The sequence below is a fragment of the Bradyrhizobium sp. STM 3557 genome (assembly GCF_045571465.1).
GTDB lineage: Bacteria > Pseudomonadota > Alphaproteobacteria > Rhizobiales > Xanthobacteraceae > Bradyrhizobium.
Map to the genome: position 1 here is coordinate 874,980 of NZ_CP120697.1, position 22,888 is coordinate 897,867.

The 22,888-nt window shown below is 63.8% G+C and carries 18 protein-coding genes and 1 pseudogene; 10 read left to right on the plus strand and 9 right to left on the minus strand.

The genetic code is table 11. The features are described 5' to 3' along the window. Positions 1-213 precede the first annotated feature (213 nt). Positions 214-1,233, plus strand: coding sequence for an LLM class flavin-dependent oxidoreductase (locus tag P6U24_RS04020; RefSeq protein WP_407157905.1), 1,020 nt, complete (start codon positions 214-216; stop codon positions 1,231-1,233). A 386-nt stretch (positions 1,234-1,619) separates the two neighbouring features. Here P6U24_RS04020 and P6U24_RS04025 read toward each other — a convergent pair whose 3' ends face one another. Both P6U24_RS04025 and P6U24_RS04030 read right to left on the minus strand, forming a co-directional pair. Beyond that, positions 1,620-2,288, minus strand: a complete 669-nt coding sequence (locus P6U24_RS04025) for an NAD(P)-dependent oxidoreductase (protein WP_407157906.1) — start codon at positions 2,286-2,288, stop codon at positions 1,620-1,622. 79 nt (positions 2,289-2,367) lie between these two features. Then, positions 2,368-3,240: an NmrA/HSCARG family protein gene (locus P6U24_RS04030; protein WP_407157907.1), complete on the minus strand. Its 873-nt coding sequence runs from the start codon at positions 3,238-3,240 to the stop codon at positions 2,368-2,370. A gap of 103 nt (positions 3,241-3,343) precedes the next feature. On the opposite strand from P6U24_RS04030, the gene P6U24_RS04035 reads away from it, so the two are divergent. Further along, positions 3,344-4,237, plus strand: a complete 894-nt coding sequence (locus tag P6U24_RS04035) for a LysR family transcriptional regulator (RefSeq protein WP_407157908.1) — start codon at positions 3,344-3,346, stop codon at positions 4,235-4,237. A 251-nt stretch (positions 4,238-4,488) separates the two neighbouring features. On the opposite strand, the gene P6U24_RS04040 is transcribed toward P6U24_RS04035, so the two are convergent. Beyond that, complete coding sequence (locus tag P6U24_RS04040; RefSeq protein ID WP_407157909.1) at positions 4,489-5,349, minus strand: prephenate dehydratase; 861 nt, start codon at positions 5,347-5,349, stop codon at positions 4,489-4,491. A gap of 21 nt (positions 5,350-5,370) precedes the next feature. Then, positions 5,371-6,111: a 3-deoxy-manno-octulosonate cytidylyltransferase gene (locus P6U24_RS04045; protein WP_407157910.1), complete on the minus strand. Its 741-nt coding sequence runs from the start codon at positions 6,109-6,111 to the stop codon at positions 5,371-5,373. A 221-nt stretch (positions 6,112-6,332) separates the two neighbouring features. Between P6U24_RS04045 and P6U24_RS04050 the strand changes: the two genes are divergently transcribed. The 6 genes from P6U24_RS04050 (at position 6,333) to P6U24_RS04075 (ending at position 14,993) form a co-directional block, all read left to right on the plus strand. Further along, on the plus strand, positions 6,333-6,887 hold the full coding sequence (locus P6U24_RS04050) for a c-type cytochrome (RefSeq protein ID WP_407157911.1): 555 nt from the start codon (positions 6,333-6,335) through the stop codon (positions 6,885-6,887). 430 nt (positions 6,888-7,317) lie between these two features. Continuing rightward, entirely contained in the window at positions 7,318-9,168 is a 1,851-nt protein-coding gene (locus tag P6U24_RS04055; RefSeq protein ID WP_407157912.1) for an extracellular solute-binding protein, read from the plus strand. Continuing rightward, a complete protein-coding gene (locus P6U24_RS04060) occupies positions 9,165-11,057 on the plus strand; it encodes an extracellular solute-binding protein (protein WP_407157913.1) in 1,893 nt (630 codons plus the stop codon). Before P6U24_RS04055 ends, P6U24_RS04060 begins: the two co-directional genes overlap by 4 nt. Positions 11,058-11,059: 2 nt before the next feature. Beyond that, complete coding sequence (locus P6U24_RS04065) at positions 11,060-12,172, plus strand: microcin C ABC transporter permease YejB (RefSeq protein WP_407157914.1); 1,113 nt, start codon at positions 11,060-11,062, stop codon at positions 12,170-12,172. Continuing rightward, a complete protein-coding gene (locus tag P6U24_RS04070; protein WP_407157915.1) occupies positions 12,172-13,350 on the plus strand; it encodes an ABC transporter permease in 1,179 nt (392 codons plus the stop codon). The genes P6U24_RS04065 and P6U24_RS04070 overlap by 1 nt, the downstream gene beginning before the upstream one ends. Positions 13,351-13,355: 5 nt before the next feature. Further along, positions 13,356-14,993 (plus strand): ABC transporter ATP-binding protein, encoded by a 1,638-nt coding sequence (locus tag P6U24_RS04075; RefSeq protein ID WP_407157916.1) that lies wholly within the window; start codon positions 13,356-13,358, stop codon positions 14,991-14,993. Positions 14,994-15,066: 73 nt separating this feature from the next. Here P6U24_RS04075 and P6U24_RS04080 read toward each other — a convergent pair whose 3' ends face one another. The 3 genes from P6U24_RS04080 to P6U24_RS04090 form a co-directional block, all read right to left on the minus strand. Then, positions 15,067-16,143, minus strand: coding sequence for a sensor histidine kinase (locus P6U24_RS04080; protein ID WP_407157917.1), 1,077 nt, complete (start codon positions 16,141-16,143; stop codon positions 15,067-15,069). Then, entirely contained in the window at positions 16,130-16,822 is a 693-nt protein-coding gene (locus P6U24_RS04085) for a response regulator transcription factor (protein ID WP_407157918.1), read from the minus strand. The genes P6U24_RS04080 and P6U24_RS04085 overlap by 14 nt, the downstream gene beginning before the upstream one ends. Before the next feature lie 117 nt (positions 16,823-16,939). After that, positions 16,940-17,458, minus strand: coding sequence for a hypothetical protein (locus P6U24_RS04090; protein WP_407157919.1), 519 nt, complete (start codon positions 17,456-17,458; stop codon positions 16,940-16,942). 429 nt (positions 17,459-17,887) lie between these two features. On the opposite strand from P6U24_RS04090, the gene P6U24_RS04095 reads away from it, so the two are divergent. After that, positions 17,888-19,240, plus strand: coding sequence for a transposase (locus P6U24_RS04095; RefSeq protein ID WP_407154848.1), 1,353 nt, complete (start codon positions 17,888-17,890; stop codon positions 19,238-19,240). 907 nt (positions 19,241-20,147) lie between these two features. Here the strand turns inward: P6U24_RS04095 and P6U24_RS04100 are convergent. Next, on the minus strand, positions 20,148-20,621 hold the full coding sequence (locus tag P6U24_RS04100; RefSeq protein ID WP_407160769.1) for a VOC family protein: 474 nt from the start codon (positions 20,619-20,621) through the stop codon (positions 20,148-20,150). Positions 20,622-20,702: 81 nt separating this feature from the next. Further along, positions 20,703-21,038 (minus strand): annotated as a pseudogene (locus P6U24_RS04105) (SRPBCC domain-containing protein); the annotation flags it as partial. A gap of 542 nt (positions 21,039-21,580) precedes the next feature. Between P6U24_RS04105 and P6U24_RS04110 the strand changes: the two are divergent. Further along, positions 21,581-22,837 carry an aminopeptidase gene (locus tag P6U24_RS04110; protein WP_407157920.1) on the plus strand — a complete coding sequence of 419 codons (1,257 nt, stop codon included), beginning with the start codon at positions 21,581-21,583 and terminating at the stop codon, positions 22,835-22,837. The last annotated feature ends 51 nt before the right edge of the window (positions 22,838-22,888 follow it).

Consider the following 22,888-nt stretch of genomic DNA (forward strand, 5'->3'; position numbering starts at 1 on the left):
CACGAAGCCGCAGGCGACCATTCCTTACGGCAGGCGAGTCGTTTGCTGATTTTTCAGCTGATTTCCAGGCATATTGTGGTGGGCAGTCTTGGCGCGATTGTTGCAATCGTGTTACACCGCCCACTGAAATACACGGTGCTAGGCGGGGATGGGCAGCCCTGACCTGCCGGAGGCGCCCTTTGTCTGCCGTTCTCTCCACACTAGCTTGAGTGGATGATACCGCTCTCAGTCCTTGACCTCTCCGTCACCACCACCGCCACAAAAGCCTCAGCGGCGCTGCGCAACAGCATCGATCTGGCTGTTCATGTCGATAGGCTCGGCTTTGTCCGTTATTGGACCGCCGAGCATCACAGTCTCTCGTCCGTCGCGAGCCCGGCGCCCGACGTCATGATCGGCCAGATCGCGGCCGTGACCAAACATATCCGCGTCGGCTCCGGCGGCGTGATGCTGCCCAACCATGCGCCGCTGGTGGTGGCCGAGCGCTTCAAGATGCTGGAGGCGCTGTTTCCCGGCCGCATCGATCTTGGCCTGGGGCGCGCGCCCGGCACCGATGGCACAACGGCTTATGCCCTTCGAAGTCGGCTCGACCGCCGTGAGGGCGACGATTTCCTGGAGCGCCTGCACGAACTGACCTTGTGGGAGACCCGCGAGTTTCCCCCCGGCCATCCCTATCACAACGTGATCGCGATGCCGGATGACGCGCCGCTGCCGCCCATCTGGCTGCTCGGCTCCAGCGATTATTCGAGCGAGCTCGCAGCGCAGGTCGGGATGGGTTTTGCGTTCGCGCATCATTTCGCCAGCCACGACGCCATCCACGCGATGACGAATTATCGTGCGCATTTCACCCCGTCGCGCTGGCGTGGCACTCCGCATGCGATCCTCGCGGTCGCCGTGGTGACGGCCGAGACCGATGCCGAGGCCGAGCGGCTGGCGTCCTCGATGGATCTCAACCGCCTGCGGCGCGACCGCGGCCAGTACGCGCCGCTGCCGAGCCCGGAGGAGGCGGCCACCTATCCCTACACGGAGGCCGACCGCGCCTCGATCGCGCGCAACCGCTCGCGGCTGTTCGTCGGCTCGCCTTCGACTGTGCTGGCGAAGCTGAAGCCGATGATCGAGGAGAGCCAGGCCGATGAGCTGATGGTGATTACAGCGATCTACGACCACGAGGCGCGGAAGCGGTCGTATACGCTGCTCGCGGAAGCGTTCGGGCTGCAGAGCAGCGCCGCCGCCTGAATTTCTGCTGTCGTCCCGGGCAAGCGACTTGTCCGCCGAAGCCCAAAGGGACGAAGGCGAAAGCGCAGACCCGGGACCCATAAACACAGCGCTCGTTGAACCGCGCTGGAGCTCCGGCAGTTTCCGGCAACAGGATACGGTGGTTATGGGTCCCCGCGTTCGCGGGGACGACATCGAATTCGCGGTGCCGCCCTTGCACTTCGCTGTCGTCCCGGCCAAGCGAAGCGCGAGCCGGGATCCATACCGCGAGATCTCTCTTGGGAGCGAGGTGGTAGATATTGTGCTGCTACACTTACACCTGCGGTTATGGACCTCGGCGTTCGCGGGGACGACATCGAATTTGAGGTGCCGGCCTCGCGCTCGCCCTATTCTTACCATGTGATCAACTACCATGTGATCAACGGCGAACGATGCAGCCAGCTGTTGTCGCGCACCTGGTCGAGGACAAAGCGCGCGACGTCTGCGCGGGAGATCGTTCCGCCATGAAAGTCGGCAAGATCCGTCAGCGCGCGGGTCGTATGGCCACCGGGCTTGTCGTTCAGGACGGAGGGGCGAACGACAACCCAGTCGAGGCCGCTGTCCCCGATGATAGCTTCCTGCCGGTTCTTGTCGGCGTACACGTTGCGAAGAAGCAGCGGGAAAATCAGCTTGTCGAACACAAAGCCGCCGTGCCCGGCGCTGTCACCGGCGCCGATGCCGGTGATGCAAACCAGGCGAGACACTTGCTCCGCCTTCATGGCGCTGACGAGTGCGCGCGTGGCAGTCGAGAGCAGCGTCACCTCCCGGAACGGGCTCGCCGACGAGCCCAGGCTGCTCACCACGGCGTCCCGGCCCTTGACGGCTTCGCGCAAGGTCTGCTCGTCGCGGGCGTCTCCGACGATGAGTTTCGCGCCTTTCAGGTCGCTGCCCTTCTCGGGCGAGCGCACCAGTGCGGTGACATCGTAGCCTCGCGCCAGCGCCTCGCTGACGATCAGGCGGCCGGTGCCGCCGGTCGCGCCAAGCACCAGGATCTTCGGTTGCGCGGTTCGGACGTTATCCGTTTCGGAATCGGTCATGAATGCCTCCTTGAGGAGCGGGACGACCTTTCGCAGGCCGTCCCTTGCCTGAGATTCTTTCGCCGGCGATGTCGCCGACCTATTTGCTCGAAGCTGTGATCTCGGCAGCGAAGTCGCGGTAGGATCGCAAGCGTCGGCCGAGCATCGCGGTCAGGCGCGCAACGTCGCCGGCCTCCGGGACCATTCCGTCCGTGAGGAATCGCTCGCTCATCAGCCGCATGTCGAATGCCATCCAGCTCGGCATGAACTGCCTGAGGTTCTTCTCGAACACCGCGGTATCGTCGCCGCCGTAAGCGATCGGGCGATCGAGCACCTCCGACCAGATGGCGGCGATATCTGCACCACGCAGCGTATCGGGACCGACCAGATTGATCCGGTCGAGCGGGAGCGGCGTGGGCGACTGCTCGCGACGGATCAGTTCGATGGCTGCGATCTCGCCAATGTCGCGCGGGTCGATCATGGCGAGACCCTTGCTGCCAATCGGCATCGGGTAGACGCCATATCCGGTCACGACGTCCTTGATCGTGAGATCGTTGCTCATGAAGTAGGCCGGGCGCAGGATGGTGGCACCAAAGCCTATCTGCTCGATCATCCGCTCGACGCCGAACTTGCCGGCGAAGTGCGGCACGTTCACGTAAGCATCGCTATGGATCACCGAGAGATAGACGATCCGCTCGATGCCTGCCTCGCGGGCCAGGTTGAGCGCGATCAGGCCTTGCGTGAATTCGTCAGCCACGACGGCGTTGAGCAGGAACAGGGTGGAGACGCCAGCGAACGCAGTGCGCAGCGAGTCGACGTCGAGCAGGTCGCCCTGCACGACGGCGACGCCCGCGGGGAAGTTGGCCTTTGCGGGATCGCGGACGAGGGCGCGCACGTCGGCACCACGCTGGACGAGCTGTTCGACAACCTGGCGGCCGGCGGTTCCGGTTGCGCCTGTTACGAGGATGGTCATGGGGATCACTCCGGGTTTGGGTCAGAAGACGCCCCGTAAATGATTGATCCACATTCGTGCCGATAGACGCTATATCTGGACAGACCGTCTCACAGGTGGAACGATGGATCTGCTTGCCCTTACTGATTTCAATCTGGTCGCCCGGCACGGCGGGTTCGGACGCGCCGCACGCGCCAGCGGGCGCCCGAAGGCGACCCTGTCGCGCCGGGTCGCGGAGCTGGAAGCCAGCCTCGACCTGCGCCTGATCGAGCGCGGGGCGCGCGCGCTGAAGCTCACCGAGGAAGGACGGTCGCTTCACGAGCGGACGGGCGCGCTGCTCACCGAGCTCGACGAAACCGTCGCCGCGATCGCCTCCGGTGGCGACACGCCGCGCGGCCGGTTGCGGATCAGCGCACCCCTGCTGTTCTCCCAGACTGCAATGGGCAGGCTCGCGGCCGGATTCGCGCTCAGGTTTCCGCAGGTCCGGCTCGAGGTCACAAGCGAGGACCGGCCTGTCGACATGGTCGAGGAAGGTTATGACCTGGTGATCCGGGTCAATCCCGATCCCGACGACAGCCTGGTTGGACGGATCTTCCTGCGCGATCGGCTGGTGGTCGTGGCGAGCCCGAATCTGGTCCGGCCGACGGACGATTCAGCTGTTCCGGCCGTCGTGCGCAGTGCGGGTGATCGGATTGCTGCGTGGGATGTGACGGCGCTGAGTGGACGATCGCGCATCGCGATCGATCCGGTGCTGCGCCTGTCATCGCTCGTGATGGTCCGCGACGCCGTGCGAGCAGGCGTCGGCGCTGGACGTCTGCCATTGTCGCTCGTCAGCCACGATCTGGCTGCCGGCATGCTGGCCCATTGGGGTGACGTTGACGGACCCGAGATCGCGCTATGGGCGCTCTATCCCTCGCGGCGGCTCTTGAGCGCGCGTGTCTCCGCCTTCCTCGACTGCTTGAAAGAGGCCTTTCCGATGGGAACGCCGGCCGAGCTGGCGGCCTATGTCGGGGCATAAGGTTGGGCGACGGGAAGAGTTCGTCCTTGCAAAAGCGGCGGTCTGAATTTGCAACGCCGTCCCGGCAGGCCCAGGCAACACTTCAGTTCGCAACAAACGCTGCTGTCGTCCCGGCCTAGCGCGCAATTGCGCGCGAGGCGCCGGGACCCATACTGCGGAATCGAAATTGCCTTGCAAGATGGCCGATATCCTCAGCTTCACCATGGCCGGTGGTGATGGGCCCCGGCGTTCGCCGGGGCGACAGGAGAGAGTTATTCCTGCTTCTCGCTGAAGGTGGCCCGGAACGGGTGTCCCGGGTAGACGCCGACGATGCGGAATTCGCGCGAGAAGAATTTCAGCTCCTCGAGCGCGAAGGCCAGCCCCTTGTCGTGCGGATGGCCGTCGACATCGGCATAGAACTGGGTGGCGAAGAAATTGCCGTCGACCATGTAGCTTTCCAGCTTGGTCATGTTGACGCCGTTGGTGGCGAAGCCGCCGAGCGCCTTGTAGAGCGCGGCGGGGAGGTTGCGCACCCGGAATACAAAAGTGGTGACCAGCGGGCCCGAGCCTTGCACTGCCCATTTCGGCTCGCGCGCCAGCACCACGAAGCGCGTGGTGTTGTGAGCCTCGTCCTCGACATCCTCAGCGAGGATATCGAGGCCATAGATCTTCGCGGCCAGCCGGGAGGCGATCGCCGCGGTGCTCTTGTCACCGCGCTCGGCGATGAAGCGGGCGCTGCCTGCGGTGTCGGCGGCGACGATCGGCTTGATGCCGAGCTTGCGGATGATGTTGCGGCATTGGCCGAGCGCGTGGACGTGGCTCTCGACGGCCTTGATGTCGCCGAGCTTGGCGCCTTTGACGCCCATCAGCTGGTGACGGATCGGCAGGAACCACTCGCCGACGATGTGCAGCCCCGAGGCCGGCAGCAGGTGGTGGATATCGGCAACGCGCCCTGCCACCGAGTTCTCGATCGGGATCATGCCGAGATCGGCCTCGCCCGAGGAAATCGCGGACAGCGCGTCCTCGAAGGTGGCGCAGGGCATGGCCTCGGCGTCGGGATAGGCTTCGGAAATGGCGATGTGGGAATTGGCTCCCGGCTCGCCCTGGAATGCGATTTTCAGGTTCTTGCTCATGAGACGCCTTGTAGCAGCCGCTCAAGCCTTGGAAAGGACGCGTCGGGCGGTTTCGAGGTCGGCCGAGGTGTCGACCCCGCGCGGCACGGTGTCGACGATGCCGATATCGATGCGCATGCCGGCTTCGAGCGCGCGGAGCTGCTCCAGCTTCTCTTGTTGTTCCAGGAACGAGGGTGGCAGGCTGACGAAGCGCTCCAGCGCGGCGCGCCGATAGGCATAAAGGCCGATATGATGGTATCGCGGTCCGTCGCCGTAGGGGGCGGCGGCGCGGGTGAAATACAGCGCGCGCAACCGCCGCTGGCCGATCGGCGAGCCCACCGCCTTGACAACGCTCGGTGCGGCATCCTCTTCCGCGGTGTGGATCTGCGCCGCCAGCGTCGCGATATCCACGGCTGGATCCGCCAGCGGCGGCAGCACGTCGCGGATGTTCTGCGGCGAGATCGTCGGGAAATCGCCCTGCAGATTGATCACGATCTCGGCCGCGCCCGCGGGATCGAGCTTGCACATCGCCTCATGAATCCGGTCCGAGCCGGAGGGATGGCTGGGGCTCGTCATGACAGCCATGCCACCATGGGCTGCGACCGCATCCGCGATCTCCTTGGTGTCGGTCGCGACCGCGACCCGGCCGATCGCGGCCTCCTCGGCCCGGCGCAGGACATGCACGATCATCGGCAGGCCGGCGATGTCTTGCAGCGGCTTGCCGGGCAGACGCGTCGCGGCCATGCGGGCGGGAATCAGCACGAGGGTGCGGGGATCGGTCATCCTGGAAGATGCAGTCTCTGATGATGTCGATATCAGCGGGGGACAGGGCAAAAGCCGGCTCGCTTATACGGGTTGCCAGAGCACGGGCAAACCGATATCTGATCTCCCGCCGAAGGGGGGAGGCACGAGCGACCGATTCCTGAGGCGATCCATAATTTGCGATGCGCGGGTGTGGCCCGTGGTCCAGAACAATGACATCCCGCCTCGGAGCCTGACCCAAGATGGACTCCTTCGAACTCAATAAGATTCTCGGCGCCGTCCTCGCCACCTGTCTCGTCCTCTTGGTCACGAGCTTCTCTGCGAATGCGCTGTTTGCCCCCAAGATGCCGGAGAAGCCGGGCTTCGAGATCGCCGTGAAGGCCGAGCCCGAAGGTGGCGAGAAGGGTGGCGCCGCGCCGGCCGCCGCCGAGCCGATCGAGAAGCTGCTCGCCAGCGCTTCGGTGCAGAAGGGTGAGGTCGCGGCCAAGAAGTGCGCGGCCTGCCACACCTTCGAGAAGGGCGGCCCGAACCGGGTCGGCCCCAATCTCTGGGGCATCGTGGGCGATCACAAGGGTGAGGGCCGGGGCGGCTTCAACTTCTCGGCAGCGATGAAGGCCAAGGGCGGCACCTGGACTATCGACGACCTCAACCAGTTCATCGCCAATCCGAAGGCCTTCATCCCGGGCACCGCAATGGGCTTTGCCGGCATCCAGAAGGATTCGGAGCGCGCCGACGTGCTGGCGTTCCTGAACTCGCTGTCGGACAATCCGGCGCCGCTGCCCACCGCAGCCAAGTAAGTCTTTCTGCCGGGGCGGTTGCATCCCGGTCCGGACATCAGAGCCATATGCACGGCCAGGGTCACTCCTGGCCGTTTTTGCATTTTGGCGTGCCTTGTTCCGCCGGTTTTGGGACCTTTCGCCGCATGGGTGCAGCCGATTTCACGTTCAGGCGCGTTCACAACCCGGTATCATGAGGAAAAAGCAACGTTATTCGCCGAAACCTTGCCTTATATTGCCTCCCCTATGAGCGGAACCCGCATTCCCGGCCCGGTTTTTTGCTGATGGCGCGAACCACGGCTTGCTGCGGGAGTCATCTCCACGCCATAAGCGGGGGCGTAAAGGCGGTTCGCCCTGGGGTGCCCTTGCGCCTCAGGCGATCTTGTTCAGAGGAAGTCTTGATTTGGCGATTACCCGACGACAGCTGCTGCAAAGCACCGCTTTTGCTGCCATGACCCCGGCGCTCGGCGCCACGGTCACCCTCTCCATCACCAACCCCGCGCAGGCGGAAGGCGCCACCGAACCGAGCTGGCGCCATGCGCTGTCGCTGTTCGGCGACATCAAATATCCTGAGGGGTTCAAGCGCTTCGATTACGTCAACCCGGACGCGCCGAAGGGCGGCACGGTTCGCCAGATCTCCGTCGGCACCTTCGACAACTTCAACTACGCCGTCGCGGGTACGAAGGGCAACATCGCCGCTGCCGTCGGGCTGATCTACCAGTCCCTGACGACAAGCTCGATGGACGAGCCGGAAACCAGCTACGGTCTGTTGGCCGAGGCGGTCGCGTATCCGGAGGATTTCGCCTGGGTGAAATACCGCCTGCGCACGGATGCGCGCTGGCATGATGGCAAGCCGGTCACGGCAGAGGATGTCGTCTACTCCTTCGACGTCCAGAAGAAGCAGAGTCCGCGGGCGTCGTTCTACTATCGGCATGTCACCAAGGCCGAGAAGACCGGCGACAACGAGGTCACCTTCAGCTTCGATGCGCCAGGCAATCACGAGCTGCCCTCGATCGTCGGTCAGCTCGTCGTCTTGCCCAAGCACTGGTGGGAAGGCACCGACCCTAGCGGCAAGAAGCGCGATATCTCCGCGACCATGCTGGAGAAGCCACTCGGCTCCGGACCCTATCGGATCAAGGAGTTCGTTGCCGGGCGCTCCGTGACGCTTGAACGCGTCAAGGATTATTGGGGCCTCAATCATCCGACCCAGATCGGCATCAACAATTTCGACGAGCTGCGCTACGAGTACTTCCGCGACAATCTGGTTGCGCTCGAAGCCTTCAAGGCCGACCAGATCGACTGGATCATGGAAAATTCGGCCAAGCAGTGGGCCACGGCCTATGATTTCCCGGCTGTGAAAGAAAAACGGGTGATCAAGGAGCAGTTTCCGATCAGGAATATCGGCCGCATGCAGGGCTTTGCCTTCAACCTGCGCCGCGACCTGTTCAAGGATGTGCGGCTGCGCCGCGCCTTCAACTACGCCTTCGATTTCGAGGAGATGAACAAGCAATTGTTCTACGGCGCCTACAAGCGCATCAACAGCTATTTCGCCGGGCTGGATGAGTTCGTCGGCGCCGGCGTGCCGCAGGGGCAGGAGCTCGAGATCCTGCAGACAATCAAGGACAAGGTGCCGGCGGAGGTCTTCACCACGGCCTATGTCAACCCGGTGGGCGGCAACCCGGAGAACGTTCGCAACAATCTGCGTGAGGCGACGCGCCTGCTGAAGGAGGCTGGATTCGAGATCAAGGACCACAAGCTGGTCGATCCCTCCGGCAAGCCGGTCAGCGTCGAATTCCTGACCGAAAGCGAGAGCATGGAACGGTTGATCCTGTTCTACAAGCCCTCGCTGGAGCGCCTGGGAGTCGCGGTGTCGATCCGCACCGTCGATAGCGCGCAGTATGAGAATCGGCTGCGCTCGTTCGATTTCGATCTCACCACGCATGTGTGGCCGGAGTCGCTGTCGCCCGGCAACGAGCAGCGCGAGTTCTGGGGCTCGCAGGCCGCCAACAATCCCGGTGCGGAGAACATCTGCGGCATCCAGGATCCCGCGGTCGACGCATTGATCGACCGCATCATCTTCTCGAAAACGCGTGACGAACTGGTGGCGAGCTGCAAGGCGCTCGATCGCGTTCTGCTGTGGAATTTCTACGTGGTGCCGCACTACATTTCGGGAACCATCAACTACGCCCGCTGGGACCGCTTCAGCCATCCCGAGCCGCTGGCGAAATACGCGATCTCCGGCCTGCCGACCCTGTGGTGGTGGGACGCCGAGAAGGCCGCCAAGACGGGTGGCCGCTCTTGAGCCGGCTGTTGCGCACGCATCTGCTGTCACGCCGGGGCGTGCTCGGCCTCGGTCTCGGCGCCTTGACCGCCGCACGTTTCCCGGTCGCTTCGGCCAGCGAAGGTGAGGGCTTTGCCGAAGCGCATGGCATGTCGGCGTTCGGCGATTTGAAATATCCGGCCGAATTCCATCACTTCGACTACGTCAATCCGGACGCGCCGAAGGGCGGCTTTTTTTCGCTGATCCCCTCGGTGCGCGCCAACAACCAGTCCTTCTTCACCTTCAATTCCTTCAACGCCTACATCATGAAAGGGGAGGGCGCGCAGGGCATGGACATGACCTTCGTGACCCTGATGGCGCGAGCCGGCGACGAGCCGGATGCGATGTACGGCTATGCAGCCAAATCGGTTGCGATCTCGCCGGACAAGCTGACCTACCGCTTCACCTTGCGGCCCGAGGCGCGCTTCCACGATGGTGTAAGGATCACGGCGCAGGATGTCGCCTGGTCGCTGACCACGCTCAAGGAGAAGGGCCATCCTCTGATCGTGACGCAGCTTCGCTTCATGGAGAAGGCTGAGGCGGCCGATGATGCGACCGTGGTCGTCACCTTCGCCAAGGACCGCGCCCGCGACGTGCCGCTCTATGTCGCCGGCCTGCCGATCTTCTCCAAGGCCTATTACGCCACGCGTCCGTTCGAGGAATCCACGCTCGAGGTGCCGCTCGGAAGCGGCCCGTACAAGGTCGGCAAATACGAGGTCAACCGCTTCGTCGAGTTCGAGCGGGTCAAGGGCTGGTGGGCGGCAGATTTGCCGGTCTGCCGCGGCAGCTACAATTTCGACGTCGTCCGCTATGAGTTCTATCGCGATCGCGACGTCGCCTATGAAGGCTTCACGGGCAAGAGCTATCTCTATCGCGAGGAGTTCACTTCGCGGATCTGGGCGACGCGCTACGATTTCGCCGCCGTGAAGGACGGCCGTGTCAAGCGAGAGACCTTGCCCGACGAGACGCCATCAGGCGGACAGGGCTGGTTCATCAATACGCGGCGCGACAAGTTCAAGGATCCGCACGTGCGCGAGGCGTTCAACTACGCCTTCGATTTCGAATGGACGAACAAGTCGATCATGTACGGCGCCTATGCGCGCACCGTCTCGCCGTTCCAGAATTCCGACATGGTGGCGGAGGGGCCGCCCTCGCCGGAGGAGCTGAAGCTGTTGGAGCCGTTCCGCGGCCAGGTGCCCGACGAGGTGTTCGGCACGCCTTTCGTGCCGCCGGTCTCCGACGGCTCGGGCCAGGATCGCCGCCTGCTGCGCAAGGCACAGCAATTGCTCAATGACGCCGGTCTCAAGGTCAAGGACGGCAAGCGCTACCTGCCCAATGGCGAGCTGTTCAGCGTCGAGTTCCTGATCGACGAGGTCTCGTTCCAGCCGCACCACGGCCCGTTCCTGAAGAACCTCAACCAGCTCGGCATCGATGCGACATTGCGGATCGTCGACGCCGTGCAGTTTCGCGCGCGGGTCGAGGGTTTCGACTTCGACATCACCATCGAGCGGATGAGCATGTCGGCGACCCCGGGCGACTCCCTGCGGCCCTATTTCTCGTCCCAGGCCGCTGCGACCAAGGGCTCGTACAATCTCGCCGGCATCGCCAATCCTGCGATCGACGCGCTGATCGAGAAGGCGGTCGCGGCCGAAAGCCGCACTGATCTGACCATCGCCTGCCGTGCCCTCGACCGCGTCTTCCGCGCCGGGCGATACTGGGTTCCGCAATGGTATCGCTCGACCCATCCGGTCGCCTATTGGGACGAGTTCAGCCATCCGGCCAAGCCGCCGAAATATGCGCAAGGCACCGGCGCGCCTGATATCTGGTGGTTCGATGCTGCCAAGGCGGCCAAGATCGAGCAGGCGAAGTAGCCATGAGCGCCTATATCGCCCGTCGTATCCTGCTGATGGTGCCGACGCTGCTCGGCATCCTCTTCGTCTCGTTCGTGGTCGTGCAGTTCGCGCCGGGTGGACCGGTCGAGCGCGTGATCGCGCAGCTCTCAGGCGCCGACACCGGCGGCACCTCGCGGGTGTCCGGCGGCGGCGGCGATTTCGGCGCGCGCGGGCCGACCCAGCCGGGCGTCGGCGCGGAGGCCGTGAATTCCAAATATCGCGGTGCGCAGGGGCTCGATCCCGCCTTCATCAAGAGCCTGGAGAAGCAGTTCGGCTTCGACAAGCCGGCGCCGGAGCGCTTCGCGCTGATGGTCTGGAATTATGCGCGCTTCGATTTCGGCAAGAGCTATTTCCGCGACATCAGCGTGCTGCAGTTGATCAAGGAGAAGCTGCCGGTGTCGATCTCGCTCGGCCTCTGGATGACGCTGATCAGCTACCTGGTCTCGATCCCGCTCGGCATCCGCAAGGCCGTCACGGACGGAACCCCCTTCGACACCTGGACCTCGGCGGTCATCATCATCGGCTTTGCGATCCCGGGCTTCCTGTTCGCGATCCTCCTGATCGTGCTGTTCGCCGGCGGCTCGTTCCTCAACATCTTCCCGCTGCGCGGTCTCACCTCGGACGGCTGGTCGAACTTCCCCTGGTACTGGAAGATCATCGACTATTTCTGGCACCTGACCCTGCCGATGGTGTCGATGGCGCTCGGCGCGTTCGCGACCATGACGCTGCTCACCAAGAACTCGTTCCTCGACGAGATCCGCAAGCAATATGTGATGACCGCGCGCGCCAAGGGCTGCAGCGAACGGCAGGTGCTGTACAACCACGTGTTCCGCAACGCGATGCTGATCGTGATCGCCGGCTTTCCCGGCGCCTTCATCAGCGCCTTCATCTCGGGCTCGCTGTTGATCGAGACCATCTTCTCGCTTGACGGGCTGGGCCTGCTCTCTTTCGAGAGCGTGCTCAACCGCGATTACCCGGTCGTGTTCGGCACGCTCTACATCTTTTCGCTGATCAGCCTGGTGGTGAACCTGCTGTCCGATCTCACCTACATGTGGGTCGATCCGCGGATCGACTTCGAGGCGAGGGAGGTCTGATGACGATCACGGCACCACCTCCTGTCGAAACCACCACTCGGACGGCGGTCGGCGAGGCCGTGCCGCCGACGCGGCAGCCCTTTCAGCCCTCGCCGCTGAACCGCCGGCGCTGGCAGAACTTCAAGGCCAACCGCCGCGGCTACTGGTCGCTGTGGATCTTCCTGTTTCTCTTTGTCGTGTCGTTGTTTGCGGAGCTGATCGCGAACGACCGGCCGTTCCTGATCAAGTTCGACGGCCATCTGTACTGGCCCGCCTTCGTCACTTATCCGGAGACGGCGTTCGGCGGCGACTTCGAGACCGCGGCCGATTATCGCGATCCATACTTGCAGAAGCTGATCGCGGAGAAGGGCGGCACCATCGTCTGGCCGCTGATCCGCTATTCCTACGACACCCACAATCTCGATCTGCCGACGCCGGCGCCGTCGCCGCCAACCTGGCGGTTGACCGAGGAGCAGTGTCGCCCGGTGGTCGAGAAGAAGGGCCTCAAGAGCTGCCGGGATCTCGAATACAACTGGCTCGGCACCGACGATCAGGGCCGCGATGTCGTCGCACGCCTGATCTACGGCTTCCGCATCTCGGTGCTGTTCGGCCTGACGCTGACCTTCTTCTCCTCCATCATCGGCATCGCGGCGGGCGGCATCCAGGGCTATTTCGGCGGCTGGGTCGATCTCACCTTCCAGCGCCTGATCGAGATCTGGAACGCGATTCCCTATCTCTATCTGCTCTTGATCATCTCGGCGGTGCTGGTGCCCGGCTTCTTCACCCTGCTCGGCATTCTCCTGCTGTTCTCCTGGGTGTCGCTGGTCGGCCTGGTACGCGCGGAATTCCTGCGCGGCCGCAATTTCGAGTACATCCAGGCGGCGCGCGCGCTCGGCGTCTCCAACCCGGTCATCATGGTGCGGCATCTGTTGCCGAACGCGATGGTCGCGACCATGACCTTCCTGCCCTTCATCGTGTCGAGCTCGGTGATGACGCTGACCGCGCTCGACTTCTTAGGCTTCGGCCTGCCGCCCGGCTCGCCGTCGCTGGGCGAGCTGTTGTCGCAGGCGAAAGCAAACGTGCAGGCGCCGTGGCTCGGCTTCACCGGGTTCTTCTCGGTCGCGATCATGTTGTCGCTGCTGATCTTCATCGGTGAGGCCGTGCGCGACGCCTTCGATCCGCGCAAGACGTTCAGGTGAGCCGCATGGATGCCGCCAACCAGCCGCTGCTCGCGGTCAGCGATTTCTCGGTCGCCTTCCATCAGCAGGGCCGCACCTCGCTTGCCGTCGATCATATCTCCTTCGAGATCAAGCGCGGCGAATGCGTCGCGCTGGTCGGCGAATCCGGCTCGGGCAAATCGGTCAGCGCGCTGTCGATCCTGAAGCTATTGCCCTATCCGCAGGCCTCGCATCCCTCCGGCAGCATCCGCTTCAACGGCCGCGATCTGCTGGCGCTGTCCGAGCGCGAGATCCGCGAGGTCCGCGGCAGCGATATCTCGATCATCTTCCAGGAGCCGATGACCTCGCTCAATCCGCTGCACACGATCGAGCAGCAGATCACCGAGATCCTGCATCTGCACCGGCCAATGTCGAACAGCGCGGCGCGGGCGCGCACGCTGGAGCTGCTCACCCAGGTCGGCATTCCCGAGCCGGAGACGCGGCTCGGCAGCTATCCGCATCAATTGTCCGGCGGCCAGCGCCAGCGCGTGATGATCGCGATGGCGCTCGCCAATGAGCCTGACCTTCTGATCGCCGACGAGCCGACCACCGCGCTCGACGTCACCGTGCAGGCGCAGATCCTGGCGCTGCTCGCCGACATCCGCGCGCGGCTCGGCATGAGCCTGCTCTTCATCACTCATGATCTCGGCATCGTCCGCCGCATCGCCGATCGCGTCTGCGTCATGAATGGCGGCAAGATCGTCGAGCAGGGCGTCGTGGAGCAGGTGTTCACCGCGCCGAAACATCCCTATACCAAGGCGCTGCTCGCGGCCGAGCCGAAGCCAGATCCGGCGCCGCCCCGGCCCGGAGCGCCGGTGGTGATGTCGGCCGACGACCTCAAGGTCTGGTTTCCGGTCAAGCGCGGCCTGTTCCGCTCGGTGGTCGGCCACATCAAGGCGGTCGATGGCGTTTCGGTTGCCGTGCGCAAAGGCGAGACGCTCGGCGTCGTCGGCGAGTCCGGCTCGGGCAAGACCACGCTCGGGCTTGCTTTGTTGCGGCTGATCTCCTCGGATGGGCCGATCGTGTTTCTCGGCAACAACATCCAGGGCCTGAAGTTCAAGGAGGTCCGCCCTTACAGACGCGACATGCAGATCGTGTTCCAGGACCCGTTCGGCTCGCTCTCCCCGCGCATGTCGGTCGGCGATATTGTCGCCGAAGGGCTAAGCGTCCATCAGCCTGGCCTGTCGCGCGAGGACCGCGAAGCCCGCGTCGTCAAGGCGCTGCAAGATGTCGGACTCGATCCGGACACGCGCTTCCGTTATCCGCATGAATTTTCCGGCGGCCAGCGCCAGCGCATCTCGATCGCGCGCGCCGCGGTGCTGGAGCCGAGCTTCATCGTGCTGGACGAGCCGACCTCGGCGCTCGACATGCTGTTCCAGTCGCAGATGGTCGATCTGCTCCGCGAGCTGCAGCGCCGGCGCGATCTGACCTACATGTTCATCTCGCACGACCTGCGCGTCGTCGCCGCGCTCGCCAGCCACCTGATCGTGATGCGCCATGGCAAGGTGGTGGAGGAGGGGCCGGCCGCGGCGCTGTTCAAGGCGCCGAAAACCGACTACACCCGCGCGCTGTTCGCAGCCGCCTTCCGCAACGAGGCTGCTGATAGCGGTGCGGTGGCGACGTAGTATATCCTACTTGCCAATTGCCGCCGGAGTGGTCCGCGGCCAGGAAAGAGTCCGCATTGCATAGCGGTTTGGCTCAAAGCGCGGACGGCGGAGGAAACCTGAGCTCGACGATGAGCCCGGGCGCATTGTCGCGCAGCGCAATGTCGGCGCCGTGCAGGCGGGCCACCGCGGCGGCGAGGCTGAGGCCGAGCCCATTGCCCGGCGTGTAGCGGCTCTGCTCGAGCCGGTAGAAGCGCTTGAACACCTGGTTGCGCTGGTCCGCGGGGATGCCTGGGCCGTCGTCAGCGATTGCGATCGCGGCAGATCCATCCTTGGCCGTGCAGGTAACGGTGACCTGGCCATGCGTGCGGCCGTGCTTGAGGGCATTGTCGACGAGATTGGCTAGGGCGTCGAACAGGAGGTCGCGGTCGCCGGTGACCTTCACCTCGCGGTCCCCCGCAAGGTTTAGACGGGTCGCAACCTGCTCGGCCGCGGCATCGTAGAGCTCGACGACGTCGGTCGCGATCTCGACGAGGTTCAGCTCGCGGAAGGCGCCCTTGCGCGCCCTGGTCTCGATCTCGGAGATCCGCATGATGGAGGCGAACATGCCGAGCACCGCGTCGAGCTCGGCGATGGTGTCGCCGATCAGCGCGGCATCGGCCTCGCTGTTGCGCGGGGCGTGATAGGCTTTCTCAAGCCGTCCACGCATGCGCGTGAGCGGCGTGCGTAAGTCGTGCGCGACGTTGTCGCCGACCTGCTTGACCTCGCTCATCAGCGTCTCGATGCGGTCCAGCATCTGATTGAGGTTCTCCGCGACGCGATCCCATTCGTCATGGCTGCCGCGCAGCGGGATGCGCTGGTCGAGACCGGAGAGCATGATGGCGCGGCTGGTGGCATTGATCTGTTCGATCCGCCCGACGGTTCGCCGCGTCACCAGCACCGCGGCGAGGCCAGCGAGCACGAGCAGCAGCAGCGCGACCGCGATCATCGCGAGCGCGATCGTCTGCGTGAAACCGTCGTGATCTCCAGCGTCGCCGCCATGGCTGCGGACATAGGCCAGCGTTCCGAAGTAGACATAGGCGAACAGCGCTCCGACGATCAGGCCGAAAATTGCGATCGCGATCAGCGCCTGGCGGAACGTCGATGAGCTGAGCGTCTTAGCCAGGAGCACGGAGGCAATATCCGATGCCGCGGATGGTGTGGATCAGCGGATAGGCTTGGCTGTCGTCGACCTTGCGCCTGATGCGGCCGACATAGACGTCGATGATGTTGGTGGAGGGATCGAAATGCAGGTCCCAGACGTGCTGCAGCAGCATGGCGCGGGAAACGACGCGGCCCTCGTTGCGGACCAGATATTCGAGCAGCTGGAATTCGCGTGGCAACAGCGGGATCTTCTTGCCGCGACGGCTGGCGCTGCGCGAGATCAGGTCGATGGCGAGATCGCCAACCCGCAGGATCGTCTCCTTGGCAATGGTCTCGCTGCGACGGCCGAGCGCCTCCAGCCGCGCGAGCAGCTCGACGAAGGAGAACGGCTTGACGAGGTAGTCGTCGCCGCCCGCGCGCAGGCCGCGCACGCGGTCGTCGACCTCGCCGAGCGCGGAGATGATCAGGAAGGGCGCGGCGATGCCGTCGTCGCGCAGCTCCCGCATGACAGTGATGCCGTCGATGTCGGGCAGCATGCGGTCGATAGTGATGACGGCATAGGGATGTTCACTGCCGCGCCTGAGCGCCTCACGGCCGGTCGCGGCGAGGTCGACCTCGTAGCCCGAGCTCGTGAGCTCTTCGGCGAGCTGCCCTGCGGTTTCCGGGTCGTCCTCGACGACGAGAATGCGGTGGTGACCTCCGGTCATGGCTCAACTCCGCGCGACGGTCGCCACCAGACTATCCCGTTCCCGGGCAGGGCGGAACGTCTGGGTGGGGCGGAACGGCCCGGTGGCGATCGCGACAAAGGTGCGGTCACGTTTATTTTAGTACCAATAATCCCCGCACACATTTGTCCATTGCCAGCCCCACGGCGTCCAGCTGCGCTGCCAGCAGCCGTCATAATAGCCATAGCTGGCGAAGAGGAACGGCGCGCCGAAGAAGGCAAAGTGCCGATGATGCCGGAAGAAGAAGGCGTGGCGGCCGATAAAGGGCCGGCCGTGGAAGCCGGGGCCGGCAAAGCGCGGTCCGAACGCTGCACGGGTGGCCATCGGGCTGCCTGCAAAGCGCGGTGCGAAGGCGGCGTGTGCCGCCATCGGGCCGCCGGCGAAGCGGGCGCCGCCGAACGATGCTCCGCCAAAGCGAGCGCCGCCCATGCCGCCCATTCCACCCATGTGCATTCCGCCGCCACCGAAATGGGCGCCGCCCATGCCGCCGCCGCCGAAGCCACCATGTCCGCCGCCGCCAAAGCCACCCCCGCCGCCGCGGGCGAGGACTGGCGAAGCGACCGCCAGCGACGCGGCGAGCGTCGCCGCGACGAGGCCGGTGAGAAGCCTGTTGGTCATCGAAGGGTCCTCCATGCCATGCGGCGACGATCTCGCCGCGAAGGAGCATCAGATGAGGTGACGGCGGGCTCTGCTTCAACTTACAAATGCGCCAATTTCTGACATGGAAGTTAGAATGCGGAGCTCCCTGGCTGCCTGCGGCGCTCCCTCGGGACGCGATCGAGCCAGCAGATTCGATCTGAATTAGACCTGATCCCGCCGAGCGATCGCGTCGATAGCAGTCCTGCAAGTTGCCTGACTGTCGATGCCCGCCATGGGCCGAAGCTCGCTTCGGTCTCCGGAGCGATGGTGCCCGGCCAGGTTCGATGAGCGGACACCTTGAGTGTCGGCCGAACGGCCTTCAAAGGGCCGATTCCGTTGAAAAAGTCGGCAGTTGCGACGCAGAGATATCGATGATTCAGTCTGTCTAATTGGGCAGGACTGAAGATCATGATGGGGCATCGGCAAGTCGAACAGGCTGCGTTGTTCTATGAGTTCTCGCTAGAAAGGCACATCCCAGCCGACCACCTCCTGCGGTCGATCGATAGGTTCGTCGACCTGGAGGACCTGCGACGGGAGTTGGCACCGTTCTACAGCAACATCGGGCGGCCCTCGATCGATCCGGAGCTGATGATCAGGATGCTCCTGATCGGCTATTGCTTCGGCATCCGATCGGAGCGGCGGCTCTGTGACGAAGTCCACCTCAATCTGGCATACCGCTGGTTTTGCCGTCTGGGTCTGGACGGGACTGTCCCTGATCACTCGACGTTCTCGAAGAACAGGCACGGCCGCTTCCGTGAGAGCGATCTCTTCCGCCGCGTGTTCGAGGCCGTCTTGCGCCGGTGCATCCGGGAGCGCCTGGTCGGCGGCGAAGGATTCGCGGTCGACGCGAGCCTGATCAAGGCGGATGCCAATCGGCAGAAGGGCATCGAAGGCGACAAGGGGCTTCCACCGGAGGCTGCCAGCCGAGCGATCGATGAATATCTTGCTGTTCTTGATGATGCCGCGTTCGGCGCCGCGACGGAGGTCACGCCCAAGTTTGTGTCGCCCTCCGACCCAGCGGCACGCTGGACGGGAGCGCACGGCGGCCAAGCCTTCTTCGCCTACTCGACGAACTATCTGGTCGACGTCGAGAATGCGATCATCGTCGATGTCGAGGCGACCACGGCGATCCGCCAAGCAGAAGTGTTGGCCGCCAAGCGCATGATTGAGCGTTCACTCGAAAGGTTCGATCTTTATCCAAGCCGGCTTCTCGGCGACAGTGCCTATGGCTCCGCTGAGATGCTCGGGTGGTTGGTCTACCAGCAGGGGATCGAGCCGCACGTGACCGTCTTCGACAAGTCGGCCCGCACCGACGGGACTTTCTCGCGCGAGGCCTTCACCTACGACTATGCTGCGGACGTCTATCGCTGCCCCGATGGCAAAACCCTCACCACCACAGGGAGGCCGGTGAACGACCATAGGACGATCCTCTACCGCGCGAGCAAGCACGATTGTCAAGCATGCTCTCTGAAAAGCAGGTGTTGCCCCAACACCCCGGCCCGGAAAGTTCCACGCTCGATCTACGAGGGCGCTCGCGACATGGCGCGCGAGATCGCAAGCTCATGGGAAGGCCGCACTTCACGCCGGCTCCGCAAGAAGATCGAGATGCTGTTCGCGCATCTCAAGCGCATTCTCAAGCTGGATCGGCTGCGCCTAAGAGGACCGAACGGCGCACGCGACGAGTTCACCCTCGCGGCCACCGCTCAGAACCTTCGTAAGATGGCCAAGCTGATCCCGATGCCTGCACCGACGCCCGCGTGAACCCCACCAAGCCAAATTCGTTCGTGGAACAGCGGTCTTTCGCGACGAAACTACTGCCGACTTTTTCAACGGAATCGGCCAAGAGGAGACATCCATCAGCCGCAGCTACGGAGCGTCCTCACTGGTAAACGCAAGAGCGATTATTATCCCCGGAAACATCCACAGCATGCCCGTGATTTCAACCCGGATAGTCCAGCGGAGAATTGGACGGCCGGCGTCAAATGCGACAGCACAAGACGCGTGCCGCGCTGATATGTGTTAAGCTCTTCTGGCCGGCTGGCAGCGGGAGAGCATCGTGATGCGACGCGAGTTCATCGCACTCGTCAGCATGGTGGCGAGACAGCCATGTTCACGCTGTTTTACGAGCGCGACCACTGTCGGCTGCGGTGCGAATACCGAGATAAAGCCCTAGAAGCCAGTGCAACAGACCTCTTTCAAGGGCTCTGCAATATTCGCGATGCACTAGCCAAGGATGGGCGCATTCCATTCTGTTATGGAGCCAGCCTGAATGTATATCCTTCAGGAATGGCGAGGGATATGGGCCAGGGCGTATAAGCTCGCGGCGGGGCCGCCACGCAAGAATCGACGATCTCGTCGAGATTTTGCGGAAGGACCTGATGTGATTCCTGCCTCAGTGGCGGTACAGGAGCAGTTCTACCGAGACTGGCTTGCGGCCCAGCGCTCATAGGCGGCATTTCCGCAATCATGCGTCGGATATCCGCCGCTCCCTTTGAGCGCGCAGCAACCGCAGTCTTTCCGCAGACCAGCGGCAGCAGCCGTTCGTCGACAGCTCCCTTCGGCCTGCACGTCCATGACGTCCGTCGGGTCCGACATGCGGACGTCTTGGAGTTGGCCGAAGGGTCTTCAGTCGCGATTTGCGGACGTCCCGGAAGACGTGCGGCCCGGCTCAGCCGCGGCGCGCCGCTTCGATCGCAGCGACGTCGATCTTCTTCATGCTCATCATGGCTTTGAACGCCCGTCTCGCTTCATCCCCTCCGGCTGCCATCGCGTCAGTCAGGACGCGCGGCGTGATTTGCCAGGACACGCCCCATTTGTCCTTGCACCATCCGCACACACTCTCCTCTCCACCATTCCCGACGATGGCGTTCCAGTAGCGATCGGTCTCCTCCTGATCATCCGTGGCGATCTGAAAGGAGAAAGCTTCGCTGTGCTTGAAAGTGGGGCCGCCGTTGAGACCGAGGCACGGGATGCCGGCCACCGTGAATTCCACTGTCAGAACATCACCCGCCTTGCCCGAGGGATAGTCGGTCGGCGCATAGTGGATGGCGCCGACCGAGCTGTCCGGGAAGGTCTCGGCATAGAAGCGGGCCGCAGCTTCCGCATCTTTGTCGTACCATACACAGATCATGTTCTTGGGCAGCCCGCGTCCGGTCGATTTCGCTTCGACATAACGCGCAAAGTTGTCCAGGATGGCCTGCCACCCGCTTTGCTGCTGCTCGACGGAATGCGTCGGCTCGCTGTCAAACGTGACGCTGACCTGGACGCCTTTCGCGCCGGGCGTAAACTCGACTTCTGCCTTGCGATCGCCGAAAGCGTATTGAATCTGCTTGTGCTCGACGATCTTCGTATACGTACCGGCGAAGTCGAACCCCGTGCTGCCGTCCTTGGCCTCCATGCGCGAGGAGAAGGTGCCGCCCTCGCGCAGGTCGACCGTTGCTTTGGTCGTATGCCAGTCGTCGGACGCGGCATTCCATTTCAGGATGTCAGCGGGCGTGGTGTAAGCGTGCCAGACCTGTTCGATGGGGGCGGCAACAGTGGTCTCAACCTTCAGCCTCATGATGGTTCACTTCCTTGTTCGAGGGCGCTTCGAACGAAGGGGCAATTCCCTCCGTCTTGCTACAAGGACGGATCAAGGCGGCTTCGGCCGACATCGCCACCGAAAAAATTCTGCCTGTGCGGAAGTCGTCATCCTCCCACATTGACGTATGCCCGTGGCAAACGGCGGCCTTGCCGGGCTGCTGTGAAGATCGTACCACGCGGCGCGACGTCGTGTCGGTGCAGGGAAAGTGATGCGCGGCACCACGGATCCACGGATCTTAGCGGATGCCCGGTCTTCCCTGCGCCCTCTGCTTCTGGAGAGGGTCTCCTTGCAACGACTCGGGCGCATCGGCGCCGCGAGAAGAGACCGTCATGTGCGGAACGATGGCGCAGAAAATTCGCCGTCATTCCGGGGCGCGCGGAACGCGCGGACCCGTTGGGACGCCCCGGCATGACGGTCGAGAGATTTCGCCAGCCCGATTGCGATCGCCGGTAGCATTGATCGCCGCTGCGCGGTACCTATCTCCAGTCCCACGCCGACCCTGATCGAACGGAAAAGCCATGACCGAACACCTGCGCAACGTTTCCGCCGCTATCGACCCAGTCAAGCTCGACCGTCTTGCCGAGGTCGCGGTGAAGGTCGGCCTGCAGCTCAAGCCGGGGCAGGATCTGCTGCTCACTGCACCGGTCGTTGCGCTGCCGCTGGTGCGCAGGGTTGCCGAGCATGCCTACAAGGCCGGCGCCGGCATCGTCACGTCCTTCTTCTCCGATGAAGAGCTGACGCTTGCACGTTACCGCTTCGGCCAGGATGCGAGCTTCGACCGCGCCAGCGACTGGCTCTACCAGGGCATGGCAAAGGCGTTCACCGAGAACACCGCGCGGCTCGCGATCGTCGGCGACAACCCGATGCTGCTGTCGGGCCAGGATCCCACCAAGGTGGCGCGCGCCAGCAAGGCTAATTCCAAGGCCTATCAGCCGGCGCTGGAGAAGATCACCAATTTCGACACCAACTGGAACATCATCGCCTATCCAAGCCCGTCCTGGGCCAAGCTGGTCTTCCCCGATGTGGCCGAGGACGTCGCGGTGGCCAAGCTTGCGGAAGCGATCTTCGGGGCCTCGCGCGTCGACCAGGAGGATGCGCTGTCGGCCTGGGACCGCCACAACGCCGTGCTGCGCGAGCGCACCGACTGGCTCAACGGCCAGCGCTTCAGCGCGCTGAAATATTCCGGCCCCGGCATGGATCTGACCATCGGGCTTGCCGATGGTCATGAATGGGAAGGCGGCGCATCGACCGCAAAGAACGGCATCACCTGCAATGCCAACATCCCGACCGAGGAAGTGTTCACGACGCCGCATTGCCGGCGCGTCTCCGGCACCGTGAAGAGCACGAAGCCGCTGTCGTACCAGGGCACGCTGATCGACAATATCCAGGTGAAGTTCGAGGAAGGCCGCATCGTCGAGGCCAAGGCCTCGCGCGGCGAAGAGGTGCTGAACAAGGTGCTCGACACCGACGAGGGCGCGCGGCGGCTCGGCGAGGTCGCGCTGGTGCCGCATTCCTCACCGATCTCGAGGAGCGGGCTTCTGTTCTACAACACGCTGTTCGACGAGAACGCCGCCTCGCATATCGCGCTTGGCCAGTGCTACTCGAAATGCTTCATCGACGGCACCAAGCTCAGCCAGCAGCAAATCGCAGCGCAAGGCGGCAACCAGAGCCTGATCCATATCGACTGGATGATCGGCGCGGCCGAGACCGATATCGACGGCATCCGCGCCGACGGCAGCAGCGTGCCGGTGTTCCGCGGCGGCGAGTGGGCTTGAAGCGCATGAAAAAGGGCAGCGCTCGCCGTGCTGCCCTTGGATATCAGTATT

Excerpts from the sequence above, each read along its gene's own strand:
- P6U24_RS04020 (WP_407157905.1), top strand. The coding sequence starts at position 214 with ATGATACCGCTCTCAGTCCTTGACCTCTCCGTCACCACCACCGCCACA.
- P6U24_RS04025 (WP_407157906.1), bottom strand. The coding sequence starts at position 2,288 with ATGACCGATTCCGAAACGGATAACGTCCGAACCGCGCAACCGAAGATC.
- P6U24_RS04030 (WP_407157907.1), bottom strand. The coding sequence starts at position 3,240 with ATGACCATCCTCGTAACAGGCGCAACCGGAACCGCCGGCCGCCAGGTT.
- P6U24_RS04035 (WP_407157908.1), top strand. The coding sequence starts at position 3,344 with ATGGATCTGCTTGCCCTTACTGATTTCAATCTGGTCGCCCGGCACGGC.
- P6U24_RS04040 (WP_407157909.1), bottom strand. The coding sequence starts at position 5,349 with ATGAGCAAGAACCTGAAAATCGCATTCCAGGGCGAGCCGGGAGCCAAT.
- P6U24_RS04045 (WP_407157910.1), bottom strand. The coding sequence starts at position 6,111 with ATGACCGATCCCCGCACCCTCGTGCTGATTCCCGCCCGCATGGCCGCG.
- P6U24_RS04050 (WP_407157911.1), top strand. The coding sequence starts at position 6,333 with ATGGACTCCTTCGAACTCAATAAGATTCTCGGCGCCGTCCTCGCCACC.
- P6U24_RS04055 (WP_407157912.1), top strand. The coding sequence starts at position 7,318 with ATGACCCCGGCGCTCGGCGCCACGGTCACCCTCTCCATCACCAACCCC.
- P6U24_RS04065 (WP_407157914.1), top strand. The coding sequence starts at position 11,060 with ATGAGCGCCTATATCGCCCGTCGTATCCTGCTGATGGTGCCGACGCTG.
- P6U24_RS04070 (WP_407157915.1), top strand. The coding sequence starts at position 12,172 with ATGACGATCACGGCACCACCTCCTGTCGAAACCACCACTCGGACGGCG.
- P6U24_RS04075 (WP_407157916.1), top strand. The coding sequence starts at position 13,356 with ATGGATGCCGCCAACCAGCCGCTGCTCGCGGTCAGCGATTTCTCGGTC.
- P6U24_RS04085 (WP_407157918.1), bottom strand. The coding sequence starts at position 16,822 with ATGACCGGAGGTCACCACCGCATTCTCGTCGTCGAGGACGACCCGGAA.
- P6U24_RS04090 (WP_407157919.1), bottom strand. The coding sequence starts at position 17,458 with ATGACCAACAGGCTTCTCACCGGCCTCGTCGCGGCGACGCTCGCCGCG.
- P6U24_RS04095 (WP_407154848.1), top strand. The coding sequence starts at position 17,888 with ATGATGGGGCATCGGCAAGTCGAACAGGCTGCGTTGTTCTATGAGTTC.
- P6U24_RS04110 (WP_407157920.1), top strand. The coding sequence starts at position 21,581 with ATGACCGAACACCTGCGCAACGTTTCCGCCGCTATCGACCCAGTCAAG.